Origin of the sequence: uncultured Rothia sp. (assembly GCF_916715725.1) — a bacterium.
In the GTDB taxonomy this organism is placed as follows: Bacteria; Actinomycetota; Actinomycetes; order Actinomycetales; family Micrococcaceae; genus Rothia.
On the sequence record NZ_CAKAPD010000005.1, the window covers coordinates 35420 to 58450 of the forward strand.

At 58.0% G+C, this 23031-nt stretch carries 12 protein-coding genes, 1 tRNA gene and 1 CRISPR repeat array (1 of these 14 running past the window's edge); of the genes, 10 read left to right on the plus strand and 3 right to left on the minus strand.

The window, feature by feature from the left end; genetic code table 11:
- A CRISPR array of direct repeats spans nucleotides 1–261; the repeat unit is 36 nt; it begins 3311 nt to the left of the window's first position.
- A gap of 495 nt (nucleotides 262–756) precedes the next feature.
- The 6 genes from cas1 (at nucleotide 757) to QZ822_RS04415 (ending at nucleotide 11765) form a co-directional block, all read left to right on the plus strand.
- Nucleotides 757–2367: a CRISPR-associated endonuclease Cas1 gene (cas1, locus tag QZ822_RS04390; RefSeq protein WP_294642884.1), complete on the plus strand. Its 1611-nt coding sequence runs from the start codon at nucleotides 757–759 to the stop codon at nucleotides 2365–2367.
- Nucleotides 2367–2666, plus strand: coding sequence for a CRISPR-associated endonuclease Cas2 (gene cas2, locus QZ822_RS04395; RefSeq protein ID WP_012903699.1), 300 nt, complete (start codon nucleotides 2367–2369; stop codon nucleotides 2664–2666). The genes cas1 and cas2 overlap by 1 nt, the downstream gene beginning before the upstream one ends.
- A 2321-nt stretch (nucleotides 2667–4987) precedes the next feature.
- A complete protein-coding gene (cas7u, locus tag QZ822_RS04400; protein ID WP_294642886.1) occupies nucleotides 4988–6277 on the plus strand; it encodes a type I-U CRISPR-associated RAMP protein Csb1/Cas7u in 1290 nt (429 codons plus the stop codon).
- Between the two features lies 1 nt (nucleotide 6278).
- Nucleotides 6279–7865, plus strand: coding sequence for a type I-U CRISPR-associated protein Csb2 (csb2, locus tag QZ822_RS04405; RefSeq protein WP_294642888.1), 1587 nt, complete (start codon nucleotides 6279–6281; stop codon nucleotides 7863–7865).
- Nucleotides 7858–10701 carry a type I-U CRISPR-associated helicase/endonuclease Cas3 gene (gene cas3u, locus QZ822_RS04410; protein ID WP_294642890.1) on the plus strand — a complete coding sequence of 948 codons (2844 nt, stop codon included), beginning with the start codon at nucleotides 7858–7860 and terminating at the stop codon, nucleotides 10699–10701. Before csb2 ends, cas3u begins: the two co-directional genes overlap by 8 nt.
- Nucleotides 10701–11765, plus strand: a complete 1065-nt coding sequence (locus QZ822_RS04415) for an aldehyde dehydrogenase (RefSeq protein WP_294642892.1) — start codon at nucleotides 10701–10703, stop codon at nucleotides 11763–11765. Before cas3u ends, QZ822_RS04415 begins: the two co-directional genes overlap by 1 nt.
- Nucleotides 11766–11918: 153 nt before the next feature.
- On the opposite strand, the gene QZ822_RS04420 is transcribed toward QZ822_RS04415, so the two are convergent.
- Entirely contained in the window at nucleotides 11919–12701 is a 783-nt protein-coding gene (locus QZ822_RS04420) for a nicotinamide mononucleotide transporter (RefSeq protein WP_294642894.1), read from the minus strand.
- 486 nt (nucleotides 12702–13187) lie between these two features.
- Here QZ822_RS04420 and QZ822_RS04425 point away from each other — a divergent pair, with 486 nt between their 5' ends.
- The 4 genes from QZ822_RS04425 (at nucleotide 13188) to QZ822_RS04440 (ending at nucleotide 21011) form a co-directional block, all read left to right on the plus strand.
- Complete coding sequence (locus tag QZ822_RS04425) at nucleotides 13188–14267, plus strand: S-layer homology domain-containing protein (RefSeq protein ID WP_294642896.1); 1080 nt, start codon at nucleotides 13188–13190, stop codon at nucleotides 14265–14267.
- Between the two features lie 498 nt (nucleotides 14268–14765).
- Nucleotides 14766–17870 carry a DUF5074 domain-containing protein gene (locus tag QZ822_RS04430; protein ID WP_294642898.1) on the plus strand — a complete coding sequence of 1035 codons (3105 nt, stop codon included), beginning with the start codon at nucleotides 14766–14768 and terminating at the stop codon, nucleotides 17868–17870.
- Between the two features lie 579 nt (nucleotides 17871–18449).
- The gene (locus tag QZ822_RS04435) at nucleotides 18450–20642 is read left to right on the plus strand and encodes an LPXTG cell wall anchor domain-containing protein (protein ID WP_070643138.1); all 2193 of its coding nucleotides are present in this window, start codon (nucleotides 18450–18452) and stop codon (nucleotides 20640–20642) included.
- Between the two features lie 296 nt (nucleotides 20643–20938).
- Nucleotides 20939–21011 (plus strand) — tRNA-Glu (locus QZ822_RS04440).
- Nucleotides 21012–21215: 204 nt separating this feature from the next.
- Here QZ822_RS04440 and QZ822_RS04445 read toward each other — a convergent pair.
- Both QZ822_RS04445 and QZ822_RS04450 read right to left on the minus strand, forming a co-directional pair.
- A complete protein-coding gene (locus tag QZ822_RS04445; protein WP_294642900.1) occupies nucleotides 21216–22064 on the minus strand; it encodes a DUF6318 family protein in 849 nt (282 codons plus the stop codon).
- A gap of 163 nt (nucleotides 22065–22227) precedes the next feature.
- Nucleotides 22228–22938 (minus strand): DUF6318 family protein, encoded by a 711-nt coding sequence (locus QZ822_RS04450; RefSeq protein WP_294642902.1) that lies wholly within the window; start codon nucleotides 22936–22938, stop codon nucleotides 22228–22230.
- Nucleotides 22939–23031: the final 93 nt, after the last annotated feature.

A 23031-nucleotide genomic window follows, 5' to 3' on the forward strand; every position in this document is an offset into this window, starting at 1 on the left:
AGCTCGCTTGCGATTTCCCATACTTTTCGTAGGGGCTTTCATTGAGGCGGCAGTGCGCATGAGATGAAAGCAACCGGGAAATAATTTCCCTTCCTTTTGGGAAGGGCTTTCATTGAGGGCACTCCAGCATCCTGTACACGTGTGGGGTGCGCGCATTTCCCTGCCTTTTCGTAGGGACTTTCATTGAATCTGGCGCACCTTTATGGTGACCCCGTGGTGTATTGGCTTTTCCCTTCCTTTTTGGAAGGGCATTCATTGAGGCTGGTCTATGGAAGCTCGCCAGGCTGATGCTGCAGGTTACATTTCTCCGCCCTGGGCGGGGCCCTTTCATTGAGGCTTCAATATCGGCGCAGTGTATGAGAACCGTCCGCTCATTTCCCTACCTTTTCGTAGGGACATTCATTAAGGCATTGAGGTCAAGGCGAATAATGAAAGATTCTCAACTCAGCGATTTCCCTACAGTTTTGTAGGGACTTTCCCTAACCTATTCCTGCTCCGTTCGTGGACCCATCACAGTCCAGGAACGGAGCTTTTCCTTTTCGCCGCGCAGGAAGCAACCAGGCCAAAACACCGACCGCAAACCCCACCCGCCAGCTGCTACCCGCCTCCTCCACACCTCCAAGCAGAAAATTCAACACGCCGGAATAGCGTCATAAACTCGCTGATAAGCCAAAACATTCCGCCGCAGTGCTACCCTCAAAACCAAGCAGCCAAAGCAGACTGCCCACCATACTCGCTCACACCAAGGAGACACTGATGTCTACCCCCTACAGTGCAGGCGACGAACTACCCATCTCACTCGTCATGCACACCGTGTACTGCCCCCGCCGCGCATGGATCGAATCCAACGGCGAAAAAACCGACACCTCACAAATGCAAGAAGGACAATCCGCCCACAAACGAGTCGACGACCCCAAAACATCCCGCGGCACGCAACAGCGCGCAGTCACCATCTCATCAACACGCCTCGGGCTCACAGGACGATGCGACGCCGTCGAACCCCAAGAAGACGGTTCTACCCGCATCATCGAATACAAAGCAACCCCCGTACGCCGCAACGCATCCGTCACGCCCGCCCACAGGGTGCAGCTTGCCCTTCAGAAAATCTGCCTCGAAGAAGCCGGCGAAACCGTCAGCGAATGCGCGGTGCACTTCACCAACCACAACAAAACCGTGCCCGTCGACATCTCAGACGAAGACATCCGCACCGCAGAAGAATACGTACACACCACCCGCGCACTCATCGACAACCCGACAGCACCGCAACCCCTCGAAGACTCACCCCGCTGCAGCTGGTGCTCCCACATCTCCGTGTGCCTACCCGACGAATCCCACGGAAAAGCAAACATTACACGCGTCGTCGCCAGCAACCCCGACAGCCAAGTAGCGCACCTCACCACGCAAGGATCAAGAGCGACCGTCCAGCAAGGACGCCTCATCGTGCAACACCTCGGTGAAACAATCAGCAGCGTACCCCTCGAACGTGTGCACAGCCTCGTGGTCCACGGAAATATCGACGTTTCCTCCGCGCTTCTACGAGAACTCATGTGGCGCAACTGCACCATCATCTGGTGCTCCAGCACCGGCCGAGTCTATGGCTGGTCGCAACCCGGTACCGGACCGAATGGGCTGGCCCGCGTGCAACAGCATGTCCTCTCAGCGCAGGGGCACCTGCCTATAGCGGCCGCCATGATTGCCAGCAAAATCGCAAACCAAGCGACCCTGCTGCGCCGCAACGGCCACGCCGCAGATGTATGCCGCGCTATGCGAGACATTCAGAAGCACACGCCGCAAGCTACCTCAATCCCGGAACTGCTCGGTCTCGAAGGTGAAGCTGCCTCGCTCTACTTCGGCAACTTCGCAACCATGCTCAAAGAAGATGTACTCGCCGAACTCGGCTGGACCTGGGCCGGGCGGCAGGGGAGAGGCGCCAACGACCCCATCAACATTCTGCTGAACTACACCTACGGTCTGCTTAGCTCAGAATGCATTCGCGCAATCCTCACCTGCGGGCTCGACCCGCACGCCGGGTTCCTGCACAGCAGCTCTCGCAATAAGCCGGCGCTCGCTCTTGACCTAATGGAAGAATTCCGTGCAGTCATCGCGGATTCTGTGGTGGTGTCCCTTATTAACAGGAAGCAGGTCAAAGCGGCGCACTTCACCGCGGTTGGTGGCAGCTACCGGCTCACACCCGAGGGACGGAAGACTATCATCGCCGCTTTCGAGAAGCGAATGGCTACGGAGATTACCCACCCCACCTACGGGTACTCGGTGACGTGGCGCCGCGCTATTGAAGTGCAGGCCCGCATGCTCCTGGGCGTTATCAACGGAACCACCCGCGAGTACACGGGGGTGACCGTACGATAATGCGTGACGACGCCCGACGAACACTCATCGCTTACGACGTGCCCAGCGACCGGCGGCGAACCAAACTGGCCAAGCTCATTCTCAGTTATGGGGACCGAATTCAGTACAGCGTCTTCATTGTGGATGCGGCCCCCGCCAAGGTGCGGCGCATCAAAGACGAAGTTCAGGAACTCATCGATCCAGACGAGGATTCGGTGCTCTTCTGCGACCTGGGGCTGCTGGCCCGGCTTGACGAGCCGACCTTCAGCTACATTGGCCGGGCGCGCGAGGTGACCGAATCGGATGCGCTCATTCTCTAGCCGCGTGCTGCTCATTCGCTAGCGACGCGCGGCAGGGGAGCGGAGGAATGACGAGTTCGATTGCGGACAGGTAGTAGAGGTGAGGATAATGGCCTTTGGAGGCTTTGTCTGTCTCCGCGAGAACCTGGCACATGACGTAATGTTGGCGTGTCGCTCGTGTGATGTTTTGGCTTGTCAATAGTGTTTAAATGCTTGAATGGCTGCTTGGGTATACTTTTATTTTCCCGCCTTCGGGCGGGGGACTTTCATTGAGGCAGCCCTAGCCACGCCCTTGTGAAGCGCCGTACCTGGCATTTCCCCGCTTTCAAGCGGGGGACTTTCATTGAGGCCGCTCCCCTGCTGAAGGTGCAGCCTTCATCGCCATCATTTCCCCGCCTTCGGGCGGGGACCTTCATTGAGGCAAGAAGCGTTCGGAACTGGTGGGCAAGAAGGCCACCAATTTCTCCACCTTCGGGCGGGGACTTTCATTGAGGGGAAGACAAGGTGGCTGACCCGAAGTAGGCGGGTCGATTTCCCCGCTTTCGGGTGGGGACTTTCATTGAGGCCGCAAGGTCAACAGCAGGGACACGTTCTGGTGTGCCCAGATTTCCCCGCCTTCGGGTGGGGACTTTCATTGAGGGGTTCAGGGCAGCTTTGACGGGCACCCGGTCACCTACATTTCCCCGCTTTCGGGTGGGGACTTTCTTTGAGGTGGGCATGGGGGCAGCCCGAATGACCCCGCAGGCGGCAAATTTCCTCCCCCTCGGGTGGGGACTTTCATTGAGGCACCATAGTCACCCACGGGCGGCTAAAGCCCTTGGGATTTCCCCGCCTTCGGGCGGGAACTTTCATTGAGGCGCCCGATGCACCTTGGCCTCACCCCGTGGTGGGAGAGGATTTCCCTGCCTTCGGGCGGGGACTTTCATTGAGGCGAGGTGATGAACGCTCAGGGCGAGCTGGAATGTCAATTTCCCCGCCTTCGGGCGGGGACTTTCATTGAGGTGTCTTGAACGTATTCAGTAGCTGAGTCAGGTCAGCGATTTCCCCGCTTTCGGGCAGGGACTTTCATTGAGAGGGGTAGGTGGCGCCGCCAGCTTATTTCTCCACCTTTGGATGACGATGCTGCGGTAGGCACAGATATTGTGTGATGTACACTTTGGGTACGTAATCCGTGAGAATCTCGTGCCATAGCAGTTTCTGTTGCGCCGTAACATGCTAGTTTTAGCTAGCTATTTCTCCGCCTTCGGTCGGGGGACTTTCATTGAGGCTGGCAGGAGTGCGGTGATTTCATCTACGCGCACCTATTTCCCCTCTTTCGGGTGAGGGATTTTCTGTGCGAATCTGAGCATGAATCGCGAAATCTCGCGCGGGTTGCGTAGCCCCGGTTTAGAAACCATCCTGGTGTCTAGACCGGGGCTCTTCTCTTTAAAACATGAAGATGGGGCTAGATGTGGCACCTACTGCGGATTTCTCATGGCAGCTATCTGAGTCTGAAATGACCAAATCGGATGCGCGTAATCTGTAGCGACGCTATGGTGAAGTCATGAGTGAAGAGCTAAACCAATTGCGCTATAAGGGAGTGACAGGGATAATTAAGAGGTCTGGTAGCGCTCTAGCGATAAGTGCTTCTTGCTTATCTCTCGTACTCCATGGAGTAGGAGCTTTCATTGAGGAAGATAATGTAACTTATCCTGTGCCAGTCGCACATCTTAGGATTCCTCAGCGTAGGTTGAGGCTTTCATTTGTTCCCCCTTTTCTTGTCTTATTTTTCAGGAGAAGGGGGATTTTTGCATATAGATAATGAAATTTATCGTGTGCTCGAGAGTTTTTGTGTTTGCATCTTCTGGAACTTAATGCTATCTTGAAAATATCAACTGGCTTGGATACCTCTTCAGTAGTCCGCTGAAGCAACTCTAGCCCCGACCTTGGAGGTGAAGGACATGTTCCGACTGCTCTTACGAGCAAAAAGCCGCCCGCTACGCGAGGCGCAACGGGCGGCTTTTATTCGTAAAAAGTATTACCGCATCAAGCGGTGGTCACGTTTTGCTGCAACAAAACATGACCGACCCAGTATACCGGGGTTCCCGAAAAGAATCCTAATTCCAGCCCGATACTGACCGCTTGTGTGGCTATATGCTTACCTTCCACACCCTGTGCTGTCACTACCTGAAATATGGGACGTGACAGCACAGGGGGAGAAGGAAAAGGCATACCGAATTAGCAACGTGACGAAAACACGCGCATCATCCGGAAAAGACAGGTAGCTTAAAGCTACGCAAGAAAAATCGTGCACAACCCACGCATTGACGCGAGATGTGCACACACTACCTAAGGAGACAATCATGTCCCAGAACATCATTACCCTCGCCGACCTCATCGAAAACGTCGAACTCGGCGGCGGCTCCGTCATCACCTCCATCACCGAACTCGGACCTGCAGCAGGCCCTCACGCACCCTTGGCACCCGCCAAGTTCGTCGACGGCTCCAAGTCCGTCTTCGCCTACGAAACCCGCTACATCGTAGAGAAGCCTGAAGGCCAGGACGAACCCAAGAAGGAAGAAGAATCCAAGGACGCCGAGAAGGCTGTCAAGGGCAAGCCTCAGAAGGTCGTCCTCATCGACAGCAAGCAGTCCGAACTCAACCGTGCAGAAGCTGCCATCGAACAGGGACGCCAGTCCGGTGACGAAGCAGTTGTCAAGATTCCCCGCGGCGTCGTCACCTACCAGACCGACAACGGCCCCGTAGAATACAGCGACATGGAACTCTCCCACCGCATCTTCGACGGCCACTTCCGCGCCGGTCACGTCAACGGTAAGCCCATCACCGAAAATGACCAGTACCGCGCACTGCGCAACAGTACCCCCGCAGACATGAGTGCACTGCTCAACACCGCCCCCGCAGCGCTCCTCTTCGGTGCATGGGACTCCACCCGCAAGAGCAACCAGGTGCGCCTGCGCAGCGCCCTCGTCGGTGAAATCATCGGCGTCCTCGCAGACCAGGATCCTGGTGCCGAACACCGACAGGCACGCCGTGGCGGCGCCCGCGTCGACGCCGTAGCCGCCAGCGTAAAGCTTGACGCTAAGGAACTTAGCTCTCTCGTCGACGACCAGGAAGCTGAACTGAGCGCCAAGAACGTTGCCGCACGCCGCAAGGAAGTAAAGACCGCCAAGGCTGACGCCCGCATCTCCGCATCCACTCTCGGCCTGGGTAGCATCCCGCCCACGCTCGAAGAAACCGGTGCCGTCGCATGCCGCCGTATCATCCGCTCCTGGGTTCTGAGCCTCGCCACCCTGCGTCAGCTGCGCTTCGGCCAGGACGAAGCCAAGAATGTTGCCGCGCGTGCACTCCTTGCAGCACTCGGTCTCAACGCCATTGCCCGTGCGGAGCGTGAACTCTACATCCGTGCCAACTGCGACCTGATCGAATCCTCCGCACCCGTCGTTACCCTCGACCAGCGTTTCGGCGAGAAGAAGCCCTTCGCACCCCTGACCGTTGAACACACCGACCAGCTGCTCCTCGAAGCTATCGAGAACGCCAGGAAGGCTGGCGTGGCTGACTGGAACGGTCAGACTTTCAACGTCGACGGCAACCCCATCATCATCAAGAACGCCACCGCGGAGGACGCTGAATAATATGACGAACCTCGGAATTCTCGCGAGGTTCCCGCTCGGCGTATACCAGGGCCACAAGGCAGACGGAAGCCCCGACGCCTTCCCCGACCCTGCCCGCTTGCAGGCCGCGCTCCTCAGCGCGGCCGCGCAGGGACCTCACGCAATTATCGAAAACGGGCAGCTTGCCCCCTCGGAAGAATCTCTCAAAGCTCTCAAATGGCTTGAGGAGAACCCCCCGACCGGGCTACAGCTTCCCGACATGTGCCCCGTGTACCGCTCACGCAACAAGATGGACCGTTTTATGTACCGCGAGGTAGCGCGCTCTGCCAACGGGCGGCAGACTGAACGTCGTGCTGTGTCCGACGGCTGGGCTGTATCTGACACCATCGGCTGGCAGTACGATAAGGTACCCGCAGACATCGCGGAAACCATCACCCAGCTCTGCGGCGAAGTACCCTCCCTCGGAGAGGCCAGCAGTTTCACCGCCCTCTACACCGGAGACGTGGAACCCACCCACACTATCGACACTAAGTCGGGCCCCTTCGAAGCAGGCGGCATGCCCGTCCGTGTACCCGTGCCCGGTCGAATCAACGCGCTCATGCGTGCTCACGCAGAAGCGTACCCCGCCAAGGTGCCCACCAAGGCAGGCGACAAGACCGCAGCGAGCGACACGATGCGCCCCTCATCGGTACCCACCGCAGGCCTCGGATCCATCAAGTACCAGCCTGTGGAGGCTGAAACTTCCACCAGCCCCTGGGAATACTTGTGGCTCCTCGAAGTAGACGGTGAAGAGCTGAAGCCCGAACAGTACGTCAAGGCATGCTCCCTGCTCCACAAGGCTCTCGTAGCTGCCGCAGGATTCGGTGCGCCCAGCCTCATCACCGGCAGGTACCCCAAGGGGCACAAGCCTGCCAACAGCCTGGCGCTGCAGTACCTGCCTGCCCGCTACCTGCCCGACTATCTGCGTCGTGAGGTGAAGTCTAAGGGAGTCCTGCTCGTCTTGGTCCCGGCAAACGCCCCGACCGATGAGGCAGTAGAACTCGGTATCGCACTCAGGAGCGTAGAAACTCTCTACGCTCAGGACTTCCCCCGGCTGACCGTGAAGCTTCGACAGAAGCGCCTGCCCGCGCAGGGTTTCTGGGATGCACCCAAGACCGGGTACAAGCGCCTGTGGCGTACTCTCAGCGCGGCCGTTCCCGAATCGCGCGTTTTCAACCGCCCGAAGAAGACCGAGACGAAGGCCTGGACCTTCGCTGACGCCGCTCTGCTTTCCATGGCTTACGTGTGGCGTGACAGCTTCGAAGCGCCTGAGGCTGAAACCTCACGCGAACGAATTCGCAGCTTGAGGAACCATGTCGCTAAAAAGGCTGAAGCCAAGGTCCTGGAAGCCCACCGTGTAACCCAGAACCCCGCCGCCTACGCCTACAAGCTGCCCCGCACTCTGCCCGCAGAACCGTGGCGCGGCGTCGTAGACCTCGGCAACCTGGCAACTGACACGACCCTCGTAGCCATCGGCCAATCCCGCCACATGGGCGGCGGTCTGCTGGTTCCGTTCGACGTGCCCACCGAAGAATACGACCGCCGCAAGAAGGAGGAAGAGCATGACTAGCCGCGCTACCACGCTGCCCTCCATCACTCGTGAAGAGTTCGGTGCCTTCTTTGCTGCGCTCAATGGAGGGAATGCACCCTTCAGCTGGCAGGAAGAAGTGCTCGACCACATTTGTGAGCACGGCGTATGGCCGGAACGCATTAACGCACCGACCGGCTCCGGTAAGTCATCCGTGGTTGATATCCACCTTTTCGCGAATGCGCTCGCAGCGGTTGGCACCGCGCCGCGCGTTCCCCGTCGCCTCTGCGTGACCGTGGGACGTCGTGCGCTGGTCGACAGCCAGGCAACCCGTGCCGACAAGATTCTCGGCGATCTGAAGGATGCGCTCGCTGATGAATCCGGTGAGCCCGGTATTCTGCGTAGGGTTGCTGAAGCTCTCCAGAGCTTCCAGACCCGCAACGACAAGGAGGGGAACGCGCCCTTCGAAGTTGGCCACATCCGTGGCGAACTCTCAAACCGCGCCCTGCCGGTAACCGACATTTCGGCCTGCGCAATCATTGCCGCAACCCCCGACATGTACGGTTCGCGAGCGCTCTTCCGTGGCTACGGCAGCACCAAGGCTGCCCGCCCGCGTGAGACCGCTCTGCTGACCATGGACACCGTCATGGTGCTCGACGAGGCTCACATGAACCGTCAGCTGCTGCACACCACTCAGCGTATTGCGCAGTTGCAGAAGCGTGAGGCTGACCTGGGTGTTCCCACCCTGCAGGTGGTCGAGACGACCGCTACCCCCTCAACTGAGGACAGCGAATCGACCACCCTGGGCGTTGACATTGAGGCTCTCGATAGCCCGAATGATGAAGAGCTGCACAAACGTGTCTACTCGCATAAGGAACTGGTGCTCCGCCCCATCGATAAGTGGGATGGCAAGCCCGGTAACCGTGCGGTCGTGGATGCTGCTGTGGGGGCTATTAAGGAGTTCCTGGCCCGCCGGGAGGCGAGCGAAGGCTCAGAGGAAGCCCACACTATTGGTTGTATTGTCAACCATGTGCGGACGGCTATCTCTATCAAGGAAGCACTCGCTAAAGATCTGGCAGAGGATGAGGTCCAGCTTCTCGTAGGACGCATGCGCCCGTACGACCTGAAAAAGTTGCAGAAGAAGCACAGCAAGCTCTTCACTACCGAAGGCGATAAGTCCGTGAAGGTTGTTGTGGCCACCCAGACTCTCGAAGTCGGTATCGACGTTGACTTCGCTGACCTGGTGACCGAGCTGGCTCCGGCTTCCTCCTTGGCGCAGCGCTTCGGACGTGTTAACCGTCTGGGCCACCGTACGGATTCCAAGGTCGTCGTTATTGAGCCTGTGAGCGGTGACTCAGTAAAGAAGGACGCGCCTCCCTACAAAGCGGTCGACCTGAGCAATGCGTATGGTTGGCTCGAAGCGCTCAACGGTGCTGAGAACCCGTCGGTGAACCCCGCCGCAATGGTGAAGAACCCGCCGGTGCAGTCCTCCCCGGAGCGCCTGCTCTACCAGCGCCCGGAATGGCCTGACCTGCTGGAATTCTCGCGTACCGACGAGAACCCCTACGACGAGCCGGACCTTGACCTGTGGCTGCACGACTCCCTGGACGCAGAAACTGCGATGGGTGGTGTTATTGTGCGCGATAACCTGCCGAGCAACACTTCTGCCGCCATGGAGATTCTCAAGACCAGCTATTTCGCACCGCGCGACCTGGAGACCTTCCCCGCGAATCTGAAGATTCTCCAGGAGATTCTGGACTACCAGGACGAGCACGGCGTGAAGCCGCGTAAGTTCCTCTACCGTCAGGGTGAAATTTCCCTGTGGCAGGATGCTGACCATGGGGAAGAGAGCAGTCAGTCGTTGGCTCCCGGTGACGTCCTGCTTCTTGACACGGGCAGTGTTCCGTTCACGAACCAGGGCATTGCCGTGACTCAGCGTGAATTGCCTTCTAAGAAGGACGCGCTGAAGGCTGTGCCCTTCCTCGATGAAGCCGAGCTCTACGTGGCCGAGCTCTACGTGGCCGAGCTCTACGTGGCCGAGCTCTACGTGTATGAGAAGTGCGCGGACCGTGAGAAAGACTTCGGGGAATACCTGGGCCTCTCACCCGAAGAGGTAGCGGAGCTGCTCGACACTCAGAGCACGGACGGTAAGAAGATGAGGATTGCTTCTGAGCTTTCTACTGAAGCGGAGGACGGTCAGGAAGTTATCTCCTGGTACGCCAAAGTGACCAAGGCGACCGAGAAAAAGTCTGTTGAAGGTTCCGATATCGCTCAGGAGTTGGTGCTGGCTGGTCCCGTTCTTCTGGACGACCACCAGAACGACGTTGCTGAGCGTACCCGCCAGCTTGCCGAGAACCTCGGCCTGGCACCGGAATTCTCTGAGGCACTGGAACTGGCTGCAAAGTACCACGACGAGGGCAAACGCGACCTGCGCTTCCAGCAAATGCTAGGTGCAGACCCGGATGCCGAGGCGCTTGCAAAGAGTGGCCACCGTTCCGTGGCAGAAGCGTACCGCGCCCGTAGCCGTAGCGCCCTGCCGAGGGGCTGGCGTCACGAGCAGCTGTCCGCGCTCATGGTTGCCGCCTCGCCCGAACAGGTGGGGGAGCACCGCGACCTGGTATTGCGCATCATTGGCTGCAGTCACGGTCACGGCCGGTTCTCCTTCGCCCACGACGCAGGCTTCCTGCTCAAGGAAGGCTACCTGCCCGAGGGAACGGACTACGAAGCGCTCAAGGAACAGGCGACCCGACTCTTCAATGTCGGTTACTGGGACAACCTCATAGAGCAGACGAGCCGCACCTACGGCCCGTACGCTACCGCCTACCTTGAGGCTGTTGAACGCGCAGCAGATGCCCAGATTTCACGGGAGGGACACTAATGGCAACGCTGACTATTGCCGGTGACTACACCTCGGCATTGACCCATTTTGCCCTCTACGGGCTGTCCCTGATGGTTGAGCAGAAGCACCCCGGAACCGTTACTGTCGGTTGGTCTCAGGAGGGCCAGCCGCGCGCCCAGATGCATGCTGAAGGCATGTCAGAAGAAGAAATTGCCGAGTGCGTGCACTCCTACGTTTCTTCCCTGGCTGCCGAAGACAGCTGGGTGAACGTCGACCAGTCCTACGGTGCGGGTAAGGAAGCTGCTGTTTTCTCCCCGTTCTCCCCGCGTATTCGAGGAATCGACGCGGAGAAGTACCCGGACGACTGGGCTTCTCACCAGAAGACCCGACAGGCTCATCTGGACGCACTGATGGAACGTGACGACCTGCTGTCTCTGCTCTGGATCTCCGGCCTGGGCGAACCTTCCTACTGGCGTTTTGATTCCAAGGCACCTCGCCCCGACCACGGTGCATCCCGCTGGGAGATGAAGACTCGCAATAAGGGCCAGGAATTCGTCAAGGACCGCCTGCGCCTGATGTGCGCGGACCTGGCAACCTGGGAACCTTCCGCGATGCTCAGCGGTATTACCGGGCAGACCCTGTACGACTCGCTGGATAATAAGCCGGAATCCCGAACCGGAACCGGCTTCACCGTCCCGCAGCCGACGGACACCGCGCTCGCATTCTGTGCCCTGGTGGGTGTTGCGAATTTCCCGGTGATTCACCAGATTCACCGGATTGGTGTGACCCCCGGTGCGTACCCGTACAACGCTTTGCACCCGCGGCTCATGGTGCTTCCGGTATCCTCCGGAAGGGTTACGCCCGCCCGGTTACGAACCATGCTGCGCAGCCATCCCTACCGTAGGGTGGTTGACGAGGTCGGTAAGGCGATGGAACGCGGTTCCTTGAGCTCTGACATTTTCGTGTCTGAGCTGGCGGATGAGAAGGCGATTCTTCGTGAGAAGGGCGTTCAGGCGTTTGTTGCTTTCCCCATTGCGAAGGTGGGTAGTGACTCGGCTCCTGAACGTCAGGTTCTGAAGGGTAGCGCGATTCCGCTGGGCTAACCTAGCCGCTTATAGGAGCGGGCAAATATGCCCACAAAATGCAGGGGAGGGGCCCTCCGGTTGAATGACCGGAGGGCCCCTCCCTTTGTGCATCGTTCAGCGGATATTCGGTGGCTAGCTCTCTAGCGCAGTAGCGTACCCAGGGGAGTACCCCTACGCCACCGCCGCTACAGTTCCCTTGGCTGCGGTGCCGCTTCGGGTCCAGAGCAGGAGCGCCGCCACGCTGTTGATGATGTAGAAGATGTATTTGCCGACGTTCGCGAAGTTGCCCTGGGTCAGCGCCTTGATGCACTGCACGGTGTTGTACGCGAACCAGAACTGCCACTGCATCGTCAGCTTCAGTGCGTTCAGAATGTTCGCTGACAGGGACAGGCCAAACACTGCGGTCGTGATCCAGAACAGGAATGAGGTCTTGTCATCGTAACTGACATAGTTCGCAATCAGATAGTAACCGACATAGTTCGCAATCAGGGAGAACGCGAACGAGCCCACCACAATGCCGGCGATAATCAGCTGCCCCTTCTTGCCGGTCGGCGGTTCCATCGCTTTGCCGCGTTCGGAGTTCTGCCACCTACGAATCGCGAAGGTGTACACGATGAAGGTCACCGGGTAGGTGATGATTGCTGCCTTGTTGCCCAGAATGTAGTCGATCGCTCCGGACAGTGCCGTGTTAATAATGCCGAGCACGTTGCCAACGTTTGAGAGGCGGCCGGTCAGGCGGGTAGACATCATCGAAATACCCACGTTAATCACGGAAATCACGCCGAGGGGAATGAAGTTCGTAATCGGGCCCCAGTCGACGTATTTAGCAAGGTTGGTGCTCAGGTATCCTGAGGCGATTGCGATGGCGATAACCAGTGCTACGCCGAAAAGGTCGGCGTACTTGGACTTGGCGAAAAAGAGGAGGGCCTTCTCAGAGAATTCCTTGGCCTCCATGGGTAACTCCTTTGTTGAGAATATAGAAACAGTGATAGGGTACCAATAACTATAACTCTTTGAAAAGGACTCGAAACGGCGTGTCACACATAAAACCTCAGAAACCCACATATTCCACATCCCGAAACACCTCGGCGTAGAGCAGTTCAAAGCCGCCCCATCAAGAACCCATACCAACTTCCGGCAAACGTTGCCAGATAACGCCCCTACTTCGTTGAACACTAAAAATGGGCGTAAAATCACCGCCGTTTCGTCTTCGCTTTAAAGGGGACCTTAAGGTACGCTAGATGACTGGGTCAGGGAACCGTGCTGGTCTCACTCACCGCGCATCCGCCCGACAGACACCCGCACCCCGCACGTTGCATCTCACTCACGCACACAGGGGAGGGAACCACCGTATCGGCCTCACTCACCGTTTACGCCGCTGTCCGCGCGTCCTGCCGCCCGTAACTCACTCAACTCAAACAAGAACTGAATAGGACAATCATGCCCTTGCTTAACCATCGACTCTCACGACGATTCTTCGTAAAGGGTGCTTCCGCCGCCGCAGCCGCAGGCGCACTGACCCTGCAGGCACAGGCCGCTCAGGCAGACGAAGCCCCCGCAAACCTTGCCCCGGCAACCGAGGAAACTAAAGGCCCGCGCCTCGTCATTCAGCGCGCCACCATCACTGAAACCGGTATGACCGTCAACTACACTGCACACGGTCTGCGCGAATTCCTCACCGAAGGCACCACCCTGACCGTACGCCACGGCTACGTTCGTAACGACTCTTTCGAAACTCTGCGCTCCTGGCCGCTCACCCCCGAATTTGACGGTGACGCTGACAGCTTCAGCGGTAGCGACCAGTTCCCCATCGAGCTGATGCAGGGTGAGGGCGTTGATCACGCCCTGCAGCTGGATATTTGCTCCGACCCGTGGGGTCAGGAGATCACCCGCCAGATTGCTGCGCGCATCCCCGTGGCTGAGACCAAGATCCTGAAGACTTCTTTCAAGGATGTTCCGGATAACCACCCGTTCGCTGAGGATATCCGCATGGCGAACCAGAAGAAATGGCTGATGCCGAACCCGCAGACTGGCGCGTTTGAGCCGGACCGCCCCGTGACCCGTGAGGAGCTTATTGCTCTGCTGAACCACGCTGCAGGTCACGCTGGCGTGAGCGAAAACTCTAATGTTGCACCCTTCGCGGATGCGGCAGGCCGCCCGACCGCGAACGCGCTGCACTGGGCTCGTGACCGCAAGATCACCGAGCCGCTCACTGGTGGCGACAAGATTGACCCGACCGCACCGGTTTCTCACGAGGAGCTGGCGGCTGTGCTGTTCCAGTACAACGCGGAGGTTCAGCTGACCGAAATGAAGGAGGGCACTGGTTCTCGTTTCCGCGACGTGCTCGGTGCGGGTACTCTGCACCGTTACGTTGCGTGGGCTGGCGCGAACGACATCGTGCTCGACGCTTCGGGTGAGTTCAAGCCGACCGCACCGACTACTCGCGCGGAGCTGGCTCGTTTCATTCGCCGCTACAAGCTGCAGAACCTGCTGTTCACTGACTTCTCGTACGTTTCCTAATTCTCGTACGGCTCCTAATTTTTAGCTACCCCCGGCACGGCGCGTGCCTGTTGGGGTTCGTGAAACCCCCGTCTTCTGGCTTTTGCTGGAGGCGGGGGTTCCTCTATGCCCTTTTACGGTGCCCCTTGGGTGGCGCCCTGCGGCGCGCTATGCCGAGGCACTATGCTGGGGTGCCGTTTTGACGCATTATTTCGGGGTGCTGACTCGTGCCGTGCTGCTACATTGCCGCTTCTCGGGGAGTTTTAGTGACAGGCTGTGCCTGTCATATGAAATTTTGCGTCATATATACCTGAAATCTTGCAAAATCCTGTGCGCTAAGTAAGTATTACCTAGAAGGTAAGTTAAAGGTTGCCTTACTTAATACTGTGTGAAGACTAGTTTCCTTCCTCATGGGCCCACGAAACCCATACCAAAGAGCAGGAAAAACGCGGCGCCTCACCACCCATCGGTGGGGGAGAGACGCGCCTTCACGCGCCACCCACGAAAAAGGACATACATATGAACCTCGCTTCAAGCAAGGCATTCAAGGGCCTCGCCGTTGGATCGCTGGCACTGGCAATTTCCGGCGTTGCCACCATCCCCGCATCGTTCGCGGCAGACTCCACCCCGGTAGCAAGCCAGAGCACTGACGCTCGCACCATCACCGACAAGGCGATGGCAAAGATCACCCAGGGCCTGCCCGGTCAGTTCCAGGTCGCATACTCCAAGAAGACCAACAAGATTTGGGTTGCGGGCACTGCAGACCGCGACAAGCACGTCTCCACTATTGCTCGTATTGACGCGAACTCCCTGAAGATTGAGGCAGTCGCCGAGCTGCCCATCGTCAAGAACGACAAGGGCTACCAGTACGACGCAGCTTACGGCATCACCGTTGACGATGTAGACGGTACCGTCTGGGTTACCAACACCACCGACAACTCCGTGTCCGTGTACGATCAGGCAACGATGCAGCAGGTCTGGACCACCGCGGGTATCGCAGAGACCGACCCGAACTGGATTGAGCACCCCCGCTCCGTTCTGGTTGACCACGAGTCCGGCAAGGCGTTCGTGACCGGCCGCTTCTTCGTATCCGCTATCGACCTGAAGACCAAGCAGGTTGAGAAGATCCAGCTCGAAGGCGCACCCGACGGCGGCACCCGCTACATCAGCATGAACATCCTGGTTGACGGCGGTAAGCTGTACGTTCCCGAGCGTACCGGCGGCAAGATTTTCGTCATCGACACCAAGACCTTCAAGGTAGAGAGCAGCTTCGACACCAAGGGCAACGCTGAGGGTGAGGTTCGCCCCTCCGACATCGCGATTGACCACTCCCAGAACGAAATTTACGTCTCCTCCCAGGGCGTGAAGGGCGCGAACTCCGGTGTATCCGTGTACGATGCGACCACCTACGAGTTCAAGAAGTTCATCCCCTTCGGCACCCAGGCGCTCTCGCTCGATAACGATGAGGCGAACGACTTGGTGTACGTGACCGACTTCGGCACCGGCAAGGTGGGCGTGATTGACGGCGGCGCAGCGGACAAGCTGATTGCCGAGGTCGCTATGAACGGCGGCAAGGCAAACGACCTGGTCGTACTGCCCAACGGCTCCGTTATCGCTGTGGACAAGCAGGCTGGCGCAACCGCAACCGTGCCCTACGTCCTCGACGGCACCACCGGCACCGTCAGCACCTCGGACAAGGTTACCAGCAAGCCTTCTAAGGACCGCCAGGGCAACGACGTACCCGCAAAGACCACCGATATTCAGGCGAACTCCATCCTGAAGTTCAAGGTCACCGCAACCGCAGGCGACAACTCCGAGGTCAAGCAGGTCACCCCCGAAACCCGCGAGTTCCAGGGCTACCCGGCAACCGCCACCAAGACCAAGGCAACCGACTCTACCACCCCCTCCACCGAGGCACACCGCACCGTGGACGCAAACGGTAGCGTTGCGAACATCATTCAGGGTCTGCCCGGCCAGTTCCAGGTTGGCTACTCCAAGAAGAACCACAAGCTGTTCGTGCCCACCGTGGGTGCACGCGGCGGCCTCGCTTCCTCCCTGGCACGCGTGGATGCAGACACCCTGCAGACCGAGGCTTTCGCCGAGCTGCCCGTGAAGAAGAACGACAAGGGCCAGTATGGTTACACCTCCGCGTACGGCGTGACCGTTGATGACGTGGACGGCACCGTCTGGGTTACCAACACCACCGACAACTCCGTGGCAGTGTACGACCAGCAGACTCTCAAGCTCATCTGGAGCAACGAGGGCGTGAAGAAGGACGACCCGAACTGGATTGAGCACCCCCGCTCCGTTTTGGTTGACCACGAGTCCGGTAAGGCGTTCGTGACCGGCCGTTACTTTGTCTCTGCTATTGACCTGAAGACTAAGCAGGTTGAGAAGATTCAGCTTGAGGGCGCACCCGACGGTGGCACCCGCTACATCAGCATGAACCTGTTCCTCGATGGCGGCAAGCTGTACGTGCCCGAGCGCACCGGCGGCAAGCTCTTCGTCGTGGACACCAAGACCTTCAAGGTTGAGAAGACCATCCAGACTCAGGGTGAGGATTCCACCGTTGAGGTTCGCCCCTCTGACGTTGCTGTGGATCACTCGCTGAATGAGATTTACGTATCTTCCCAGGGTGTGAAGGGCGTCAACTCCGGTATCTCCGTGTACGACCTGACCACCGGCGAGTTCAAGAAGTTCGTCAAGTTCGGCACCCAGGCGCTCGCTCTGGAGCACGATGAGGACCGCGACCTGGTGTACGTAACCGACTTCGGCACCGGCAAGGTGGCTGTCTTCGACGGCCGCGCTGACGAGGTCATCGGCGAGGTCGAGATGAACGGCGCAGCCGCGAACGACGTGACCCTGCTCAAGGACGGCTCCGTACTGGTCCTCGACAAGAAGGACCGCGACGAGAAGGTGACCCTGCCCTACGTGCTCAACGGCACCACCGGCGAGATTACCACCGCCAGCGAGTACACCACCCTGCCCGGCAAGGACCGCCAGGGTAACGACGTTCCCGCATCGGTTCAGCAGCTGAAGGCTAACTCCATTCTGAAGTTCAAGGTTGGCGTGAAGGACACCGACGCGAGCGCAGCTCCGGTGGGTATCACCCCGACTTCGCTGGACTTTGCGGGTTACCCGACGGTGACCGGTGTGAAGGCTGAGGAGTCGAAGCCTGCTGACCCGAAGCCTGCTGACCCGAAGCCTGCAGATCCGAAGCCGGCAGATCCGAAGCCGGCTGACCCGAAGCCTGCTGACCCGAAGCCTGCTGACCCGAAGGTAGAGGACAAGAAGGCTGAAGATAAGAAGTCTGAGGACGTTAAGTCTGAGGATAAGAAGTCTGACGCTAAGACCGGTGCACAGGACTCCAAGTCTGCTCCGGATGCTGTGAAGGCTGATAAGTCCGGTTCGGCTGTGAAGAACGGTGGTTCCTCCGCAGGTGGTTCCGATAATTTGGGCGGTGGCTCCTCGGTAGCTAAGAGCGACGCAGGTTCCTCGCAGGCTGGTTCTTCGCGTGGCGCTCTGGCGAACACCGGTGCGAACGCTGTGATGCCGCTGGTTGCTTTTGCTTCTGTGGCTCTGATTGCGGGTGCTGCTCTGGTGGTGCGCCGCCGCAAGGCATAAAGCGTAACGTTTAGCTCTCGGGCTTAAACGCTCGATATAACGCGTGAAAGGCGGGTATTTTCTCTTTCGGATTCTTCGAATCTGGGGGGAGGGGTACCCGCCTTTTGTGTGCCCGCTTGGGCTAATGCTGGATAGGTGGTTTTAGGAAATATTTATATATGTGCACTTGCCTGTAAAAATATAGGTTTTGAATGTCGAGAAAATGTTTAACCCGTGGTGAATCTCGCTGGCGCGCCTCACCTAAACATTTACATTAATGTGTAAATATAAAAGCATCACAATACCCCTCGCGACCTGGGTTTTTGCCCGCAAGAGCAAGGAAAAACCGGGGAAGCGCCTCAACCTTCACGTGATACTGAAGGCGAATTAGGGGATTACTCACAAAAACACAAAACACGCCCACGTCGCTGCTTGTATTTTCCTGGGAAAACATTGAGGATTAGAAGGTAGGTAAATTTATGCGTTACCTGCATTTCTGCTTTTCGTGCCGTCGAATATGTCACCGCATATTCACGGGTGTCTCGTTAGCATTCGCATGCGGCATGTGAGCACTTCCGTTACACATTTGAAGGACACACATTGAACCTCACTCCCTCCTCAGGCAAGGCATTGAAGGGGCTCGCCGTCGGCTCCCTTGCGCTCGCAATCTCTGGCGCAGCTATGATCCCTGCCTCCTTCGCAGCACCGAACACCGCAAACCAGACCGCGACTCCCAGCGCATCGGCTCCTTCCACCGCATCGCTGAGCCGCGTTGTTGATACCTCCGCGTCCGTCGCGCAGATTACCCAGGGTCTGCCCGGCCAGTACCAGGTTGCCTACTCCAAGGCGACCAACAAGATTTGGATGGTCGGCGTGGGTGCACGCGGCGACCTCGCCTCCACCATTGCTCGTGTCAACGCAGACACTCTTCAGATTGAAGAAGTAGCAGCGCTTCCTTTCGAGCTGGATAAGAACGGCGAATTCGGCTACATTTCCGCGTACGGCATCACTGTTGATGACGTGTCCGGCACCGTGTGGGTTACTAACACCACCGACAACTCCCTGTCCGTGTTCGACCAGAACACCATGGAACAGATTTGGACTAACCACGGTATCGCCGAGAGCGACCCGAACTGGATTGAACACCCCCGCTCCGTGCTGGTGGACCACAACTCCGGCAAGGTGTTCGTGACCGGTCGCTACTATGTGTCCGCTATCGACATGAAGACCTTTGAGGTTACTAAGCTGCAGCTGGAGGGTGCCCCCAACGGCGGTACCCGCTACGTCGGCATGAATATGACCATTGACGGCGACAAGTTGTACGTGCCCGAGCGCACCGGCGGCAAGGTCTTCGTCATCAACACCAAGACCTTCAAGACCGAGCAGGTTATTCAGACTCGCGGCGAGAACTCCTCCGTTGAGGTTCGCCCCTCTGACGTCACCATTGACCACTCCGAGAACGAAATTTACGTCTCCTCCCAGGGCGTGGATGGCGTTAACTCCGGTATCTCTGTCTACGACCTGACCACCGGCGCGTTCAAGAAGTTCGTCAAGTTCGGCAACCAGGCGCTGTCTATGGAGAACGACGAGGATCGCGACCTGGTGTACGTGACCGACTTCGGCACCGGCAAGATCGCCATCTTTGACGCCAAGACCGACCGCGTGATCGGCGAGGTTGAGATGAACGGCGGTAAGGCTAACGACCTGACCATCACCGCGGACGGCTCCGTCATCGCAGTGGACAAGCAGGACATCGCTAACACCACCGCGGCGGTACCCTATGTGCTGAACTCGAAGACCGGTGACGGCTCTATGACCGACACCTACACCTCTAAGGCGACCGTGGACCGTAATGGCAAGGCTGTTCCTTCCTCGCAGCAGAAGCTGGTCCCGAACTCCATCGTGAAGTTCTACGCCGAGGTTTCCGAGGGTGAGTTCACCTCCACCGCGACCATTAACCCCGCTAAGGTTCCCTTCCAGGGCTACCCGAAGCAGGCTACCGCAGTGTTGATTGACCCCACCCTGAACTTCGCTGAGGGCACCGTCGACATTACCCGCCCCTACACCTTCCACGTGTCTGGCTACGACTTTGAGAAGCCCCCGGCCGAAGGTGTTCGCCTGTTCCTCGTCAAGGAAGGCGAATGGTCGATGGGTTTCGACAAGCTGACCGATAGCGAGCTGGCAAGCATCCAGAAGGTGTCCACCATTGTTCCGGCGAGCGCGTTTGTTTACAACGCACGCACCGGCAAGTACTCCTTCGATGCAACTCTGCGTGTTCCCGCGAACACCATGCAGTACAGCCAGGGCTACATGCTCGGTACCGTTACCGCTGGTTCTGACGTGGCTACCAACCGCAATTACGATTCGGCTGTTTCGCTGATCGTCAACGATGCGAAGGACGCTGGCAACGCAGATAACCGCGATGAGGCTGACGAGCCGGCATTCCCGACCAACGCCTCGGCATCGCCTTCCGCATCTGCTGCAGTAGCAGAGAAGCCTTCGGCTGATCAGCCCAAGGGTGAGCAGTCGAAGGCTGAGGAAGCTAACGACCAGCTGGGAACCACCGCGAAGACCGCGCCGCTGAAGAACTCTTCTTCGGTGAAGTCTGACTCCCAGCCTAAGGGCTCTAACTCCGATGCTCAGGTGAGCGCTTCGGCTACCAAGTCTGCGCCTCAGAGCAAGGGTTCGCTGGCTAAGACCGGTGCTCAGAACGTTCTGAGCCTGGCTGCTGTCGGTGCGTTCGCGCTGATTGCCGGTGCCGCTGTGATGGTGCTTCGCCGCCGTAAGGCATAGTTTCTCGCTCTGTTGAGCGGATGCGCCCCGTACACTGTGCGGGGCGCATTTTTGTGCCTTGATGTCGTTGTATCTGAATGAGGCGGGCACGGGTGCGGAGGCGGGCACGGCGGAGGTGCTGGGTGACTGCCGGGGGAGTGCCTGGCATAGCTGGAAAAGAACCTATGCTGAGCGCCTTGCACTCAGTGTAAAATATGTGACTCATTTCACCACATTTCGATTTGGTTGTTTTCGGGAACCTCTGTATAGTTATATGTGTTGCCAGGGAGACCTGGTAAAAGAGATGTAGATCTCACGGCCCCATCGTATAGCGGCCTAGTACTCCGCCCTCTCACGGCGGCAACACCGGTTCAAATCCGGTTGGGGTCACACTAGGAAAAAAGCCTTGATTCTTCGGAATCAAGGCTTTTTTGTTTATGTCTGCATATGTTGGAAGACCTTCTAGATTCTATGGTGCCGCCGTGAGCCTCTCAAAGAATAAAAGCGAAAAGCCACATGTGTTTCGAAAAGCAACCATAATGGTGGCTTCTCGAAACACATGTGGCTTCTCAGTGGTATAAAGGGGGTCTAGATTTACTGTGCCGATGCCTCAGCAGAAGCAGTCGTAGCCTCCGCAGAACCTGCAGCGGTCGCCTCAGCAGAAGCACTCGGGCTTAGCGACGGAACCGGCGAAGCAGAAGCAGTACCCGGAGCGCGACGCACCATACGCCAGGTGCCGTCCTGGTAGTGCGCCACAATCTGACCAGCCACCGGCTTGCCCGGGTACTTGAACACCTCGGTCAGCGGCTGCACACGATCGTTAGTCTTGCTGTACACACCAGCACCCTCAGCACCATCAATCACCATCTCGGTTGCCCAAGTGTAGTAGCCGGTGCGGGTGTCCTTGGTCGGGCGGTCAGCGGTCAGCGACAGAACCATCGGACGCTCCGAACCAATAACCCAGCCGCTCTCCGAAGCGTACATGCTCTGGAAGAACTCAGCCACGGTCGAGTAGTCGCCGGTGTGGTCAATGTTCGTGAAGCGGGTACCGTCACCGGTCAGCAGCAGGTAGTTCAGGGTAGCCTGCCAGTACGCAATGAACGCGTGCAGACCCTCAACACTGTTCTCACGCAGCTTCGCCGGCTCCACGGGGATCGCAACGTTCACTGCCTTGTGCTCCTTGGTGCCGGGCTCAAAAGTGCCGGTGGAGGAGTAATCGGCAAGAACGACCTCACCCTTCATGCTGGGGCCAGGCTCAACGGTGGTGGTTGCCTCCGCGGTGGGGGAGACGGATGCGGTAGCGCTCGCGGTCGAAGACTCGGTAGCGGATGCGCTCGTGGTCGCCGAAGACTCGGAGGACTTCGAGGAACATGCGGCAAGAAGCGCGGCGGTACCCAGACCCAGTGCGGTCAGGGCGGTGCGGCGGGTATACATGGTAGACATGGGGCTCTTTCTGAGGTGAATAAAGTATGTGCCGGTATTGAACTAATTCCAGAATATCGCAGGGGAGCGGCCAGCCCAATGTTGTGTGCGCCTCCATGACCCTAAAAGCGGCGGGAGATGACGAAAAACACGGGCTCTCGCTAAGGCAGTAATATTGTTGCTTCTACGCCGGAGAAGAACTGCTTGCTGTAGGCTGGGGTGAATTCGTTGCGTTGCTTCCTCCTGCAGGACCGACTGTCCATGCACCATTTTGGTGTACCAACTCAAAAATGATTTTGCTGGGACCGTCTGGGTTATTTGTGTAGGCTAGCGAAATCTCCAAGCCCTGTGCCGTGGTGTGGACTACGGCCCTACTGTGCATGTAGGTCGTAGCTTTCCAATGGTAGCGGTCTTCGTCAATCTTTTGAGGAGATTCCTCTGTCAACTGGTATAGACAAGGTGTTTCGGTGCCGTATAGCCAGCCGCTGCCGTCTGAATACATTTTCACGTACGCCTTCTTCATCTTTTCCCAGTATTGGTCTACGGTTGCGTCTACAGACTTTAAAGGCTCAATATCCCCAGAAATCATGAGATAGTTCTGAGAAGCCATCCAATATCCCAATGCTGCATACATGCCGCCCTTTGTCTTGTTGCTCATGTTTGCAGGGCGTACGGGTTTGCGCGGATTCTCGGCTTTCTTCTCATGGGTTGCCGGAACGTAAGTTCCTTGCGACTCGTAGTTGTTGAACTTCAGCTCGCCCTTATAGATACGCTGAGCGTCGAGCACACTCGGGTCGCTGAGCGGGCGAATATCACTGGCGCAGGCGGTCAAGGAGGCGAGCGCGGCGGTGGCGGCGATGCCAAAGGCGGCGCGTCGGGTCACGAAGGTGGACATAAGGTACCCTTCAATAGATTATCGGTGTATCTATTTCAGGGTACCTTAGTGTATTTGGGTATGTTTATGATTTTTTCGTTGTCAAACCTTGGA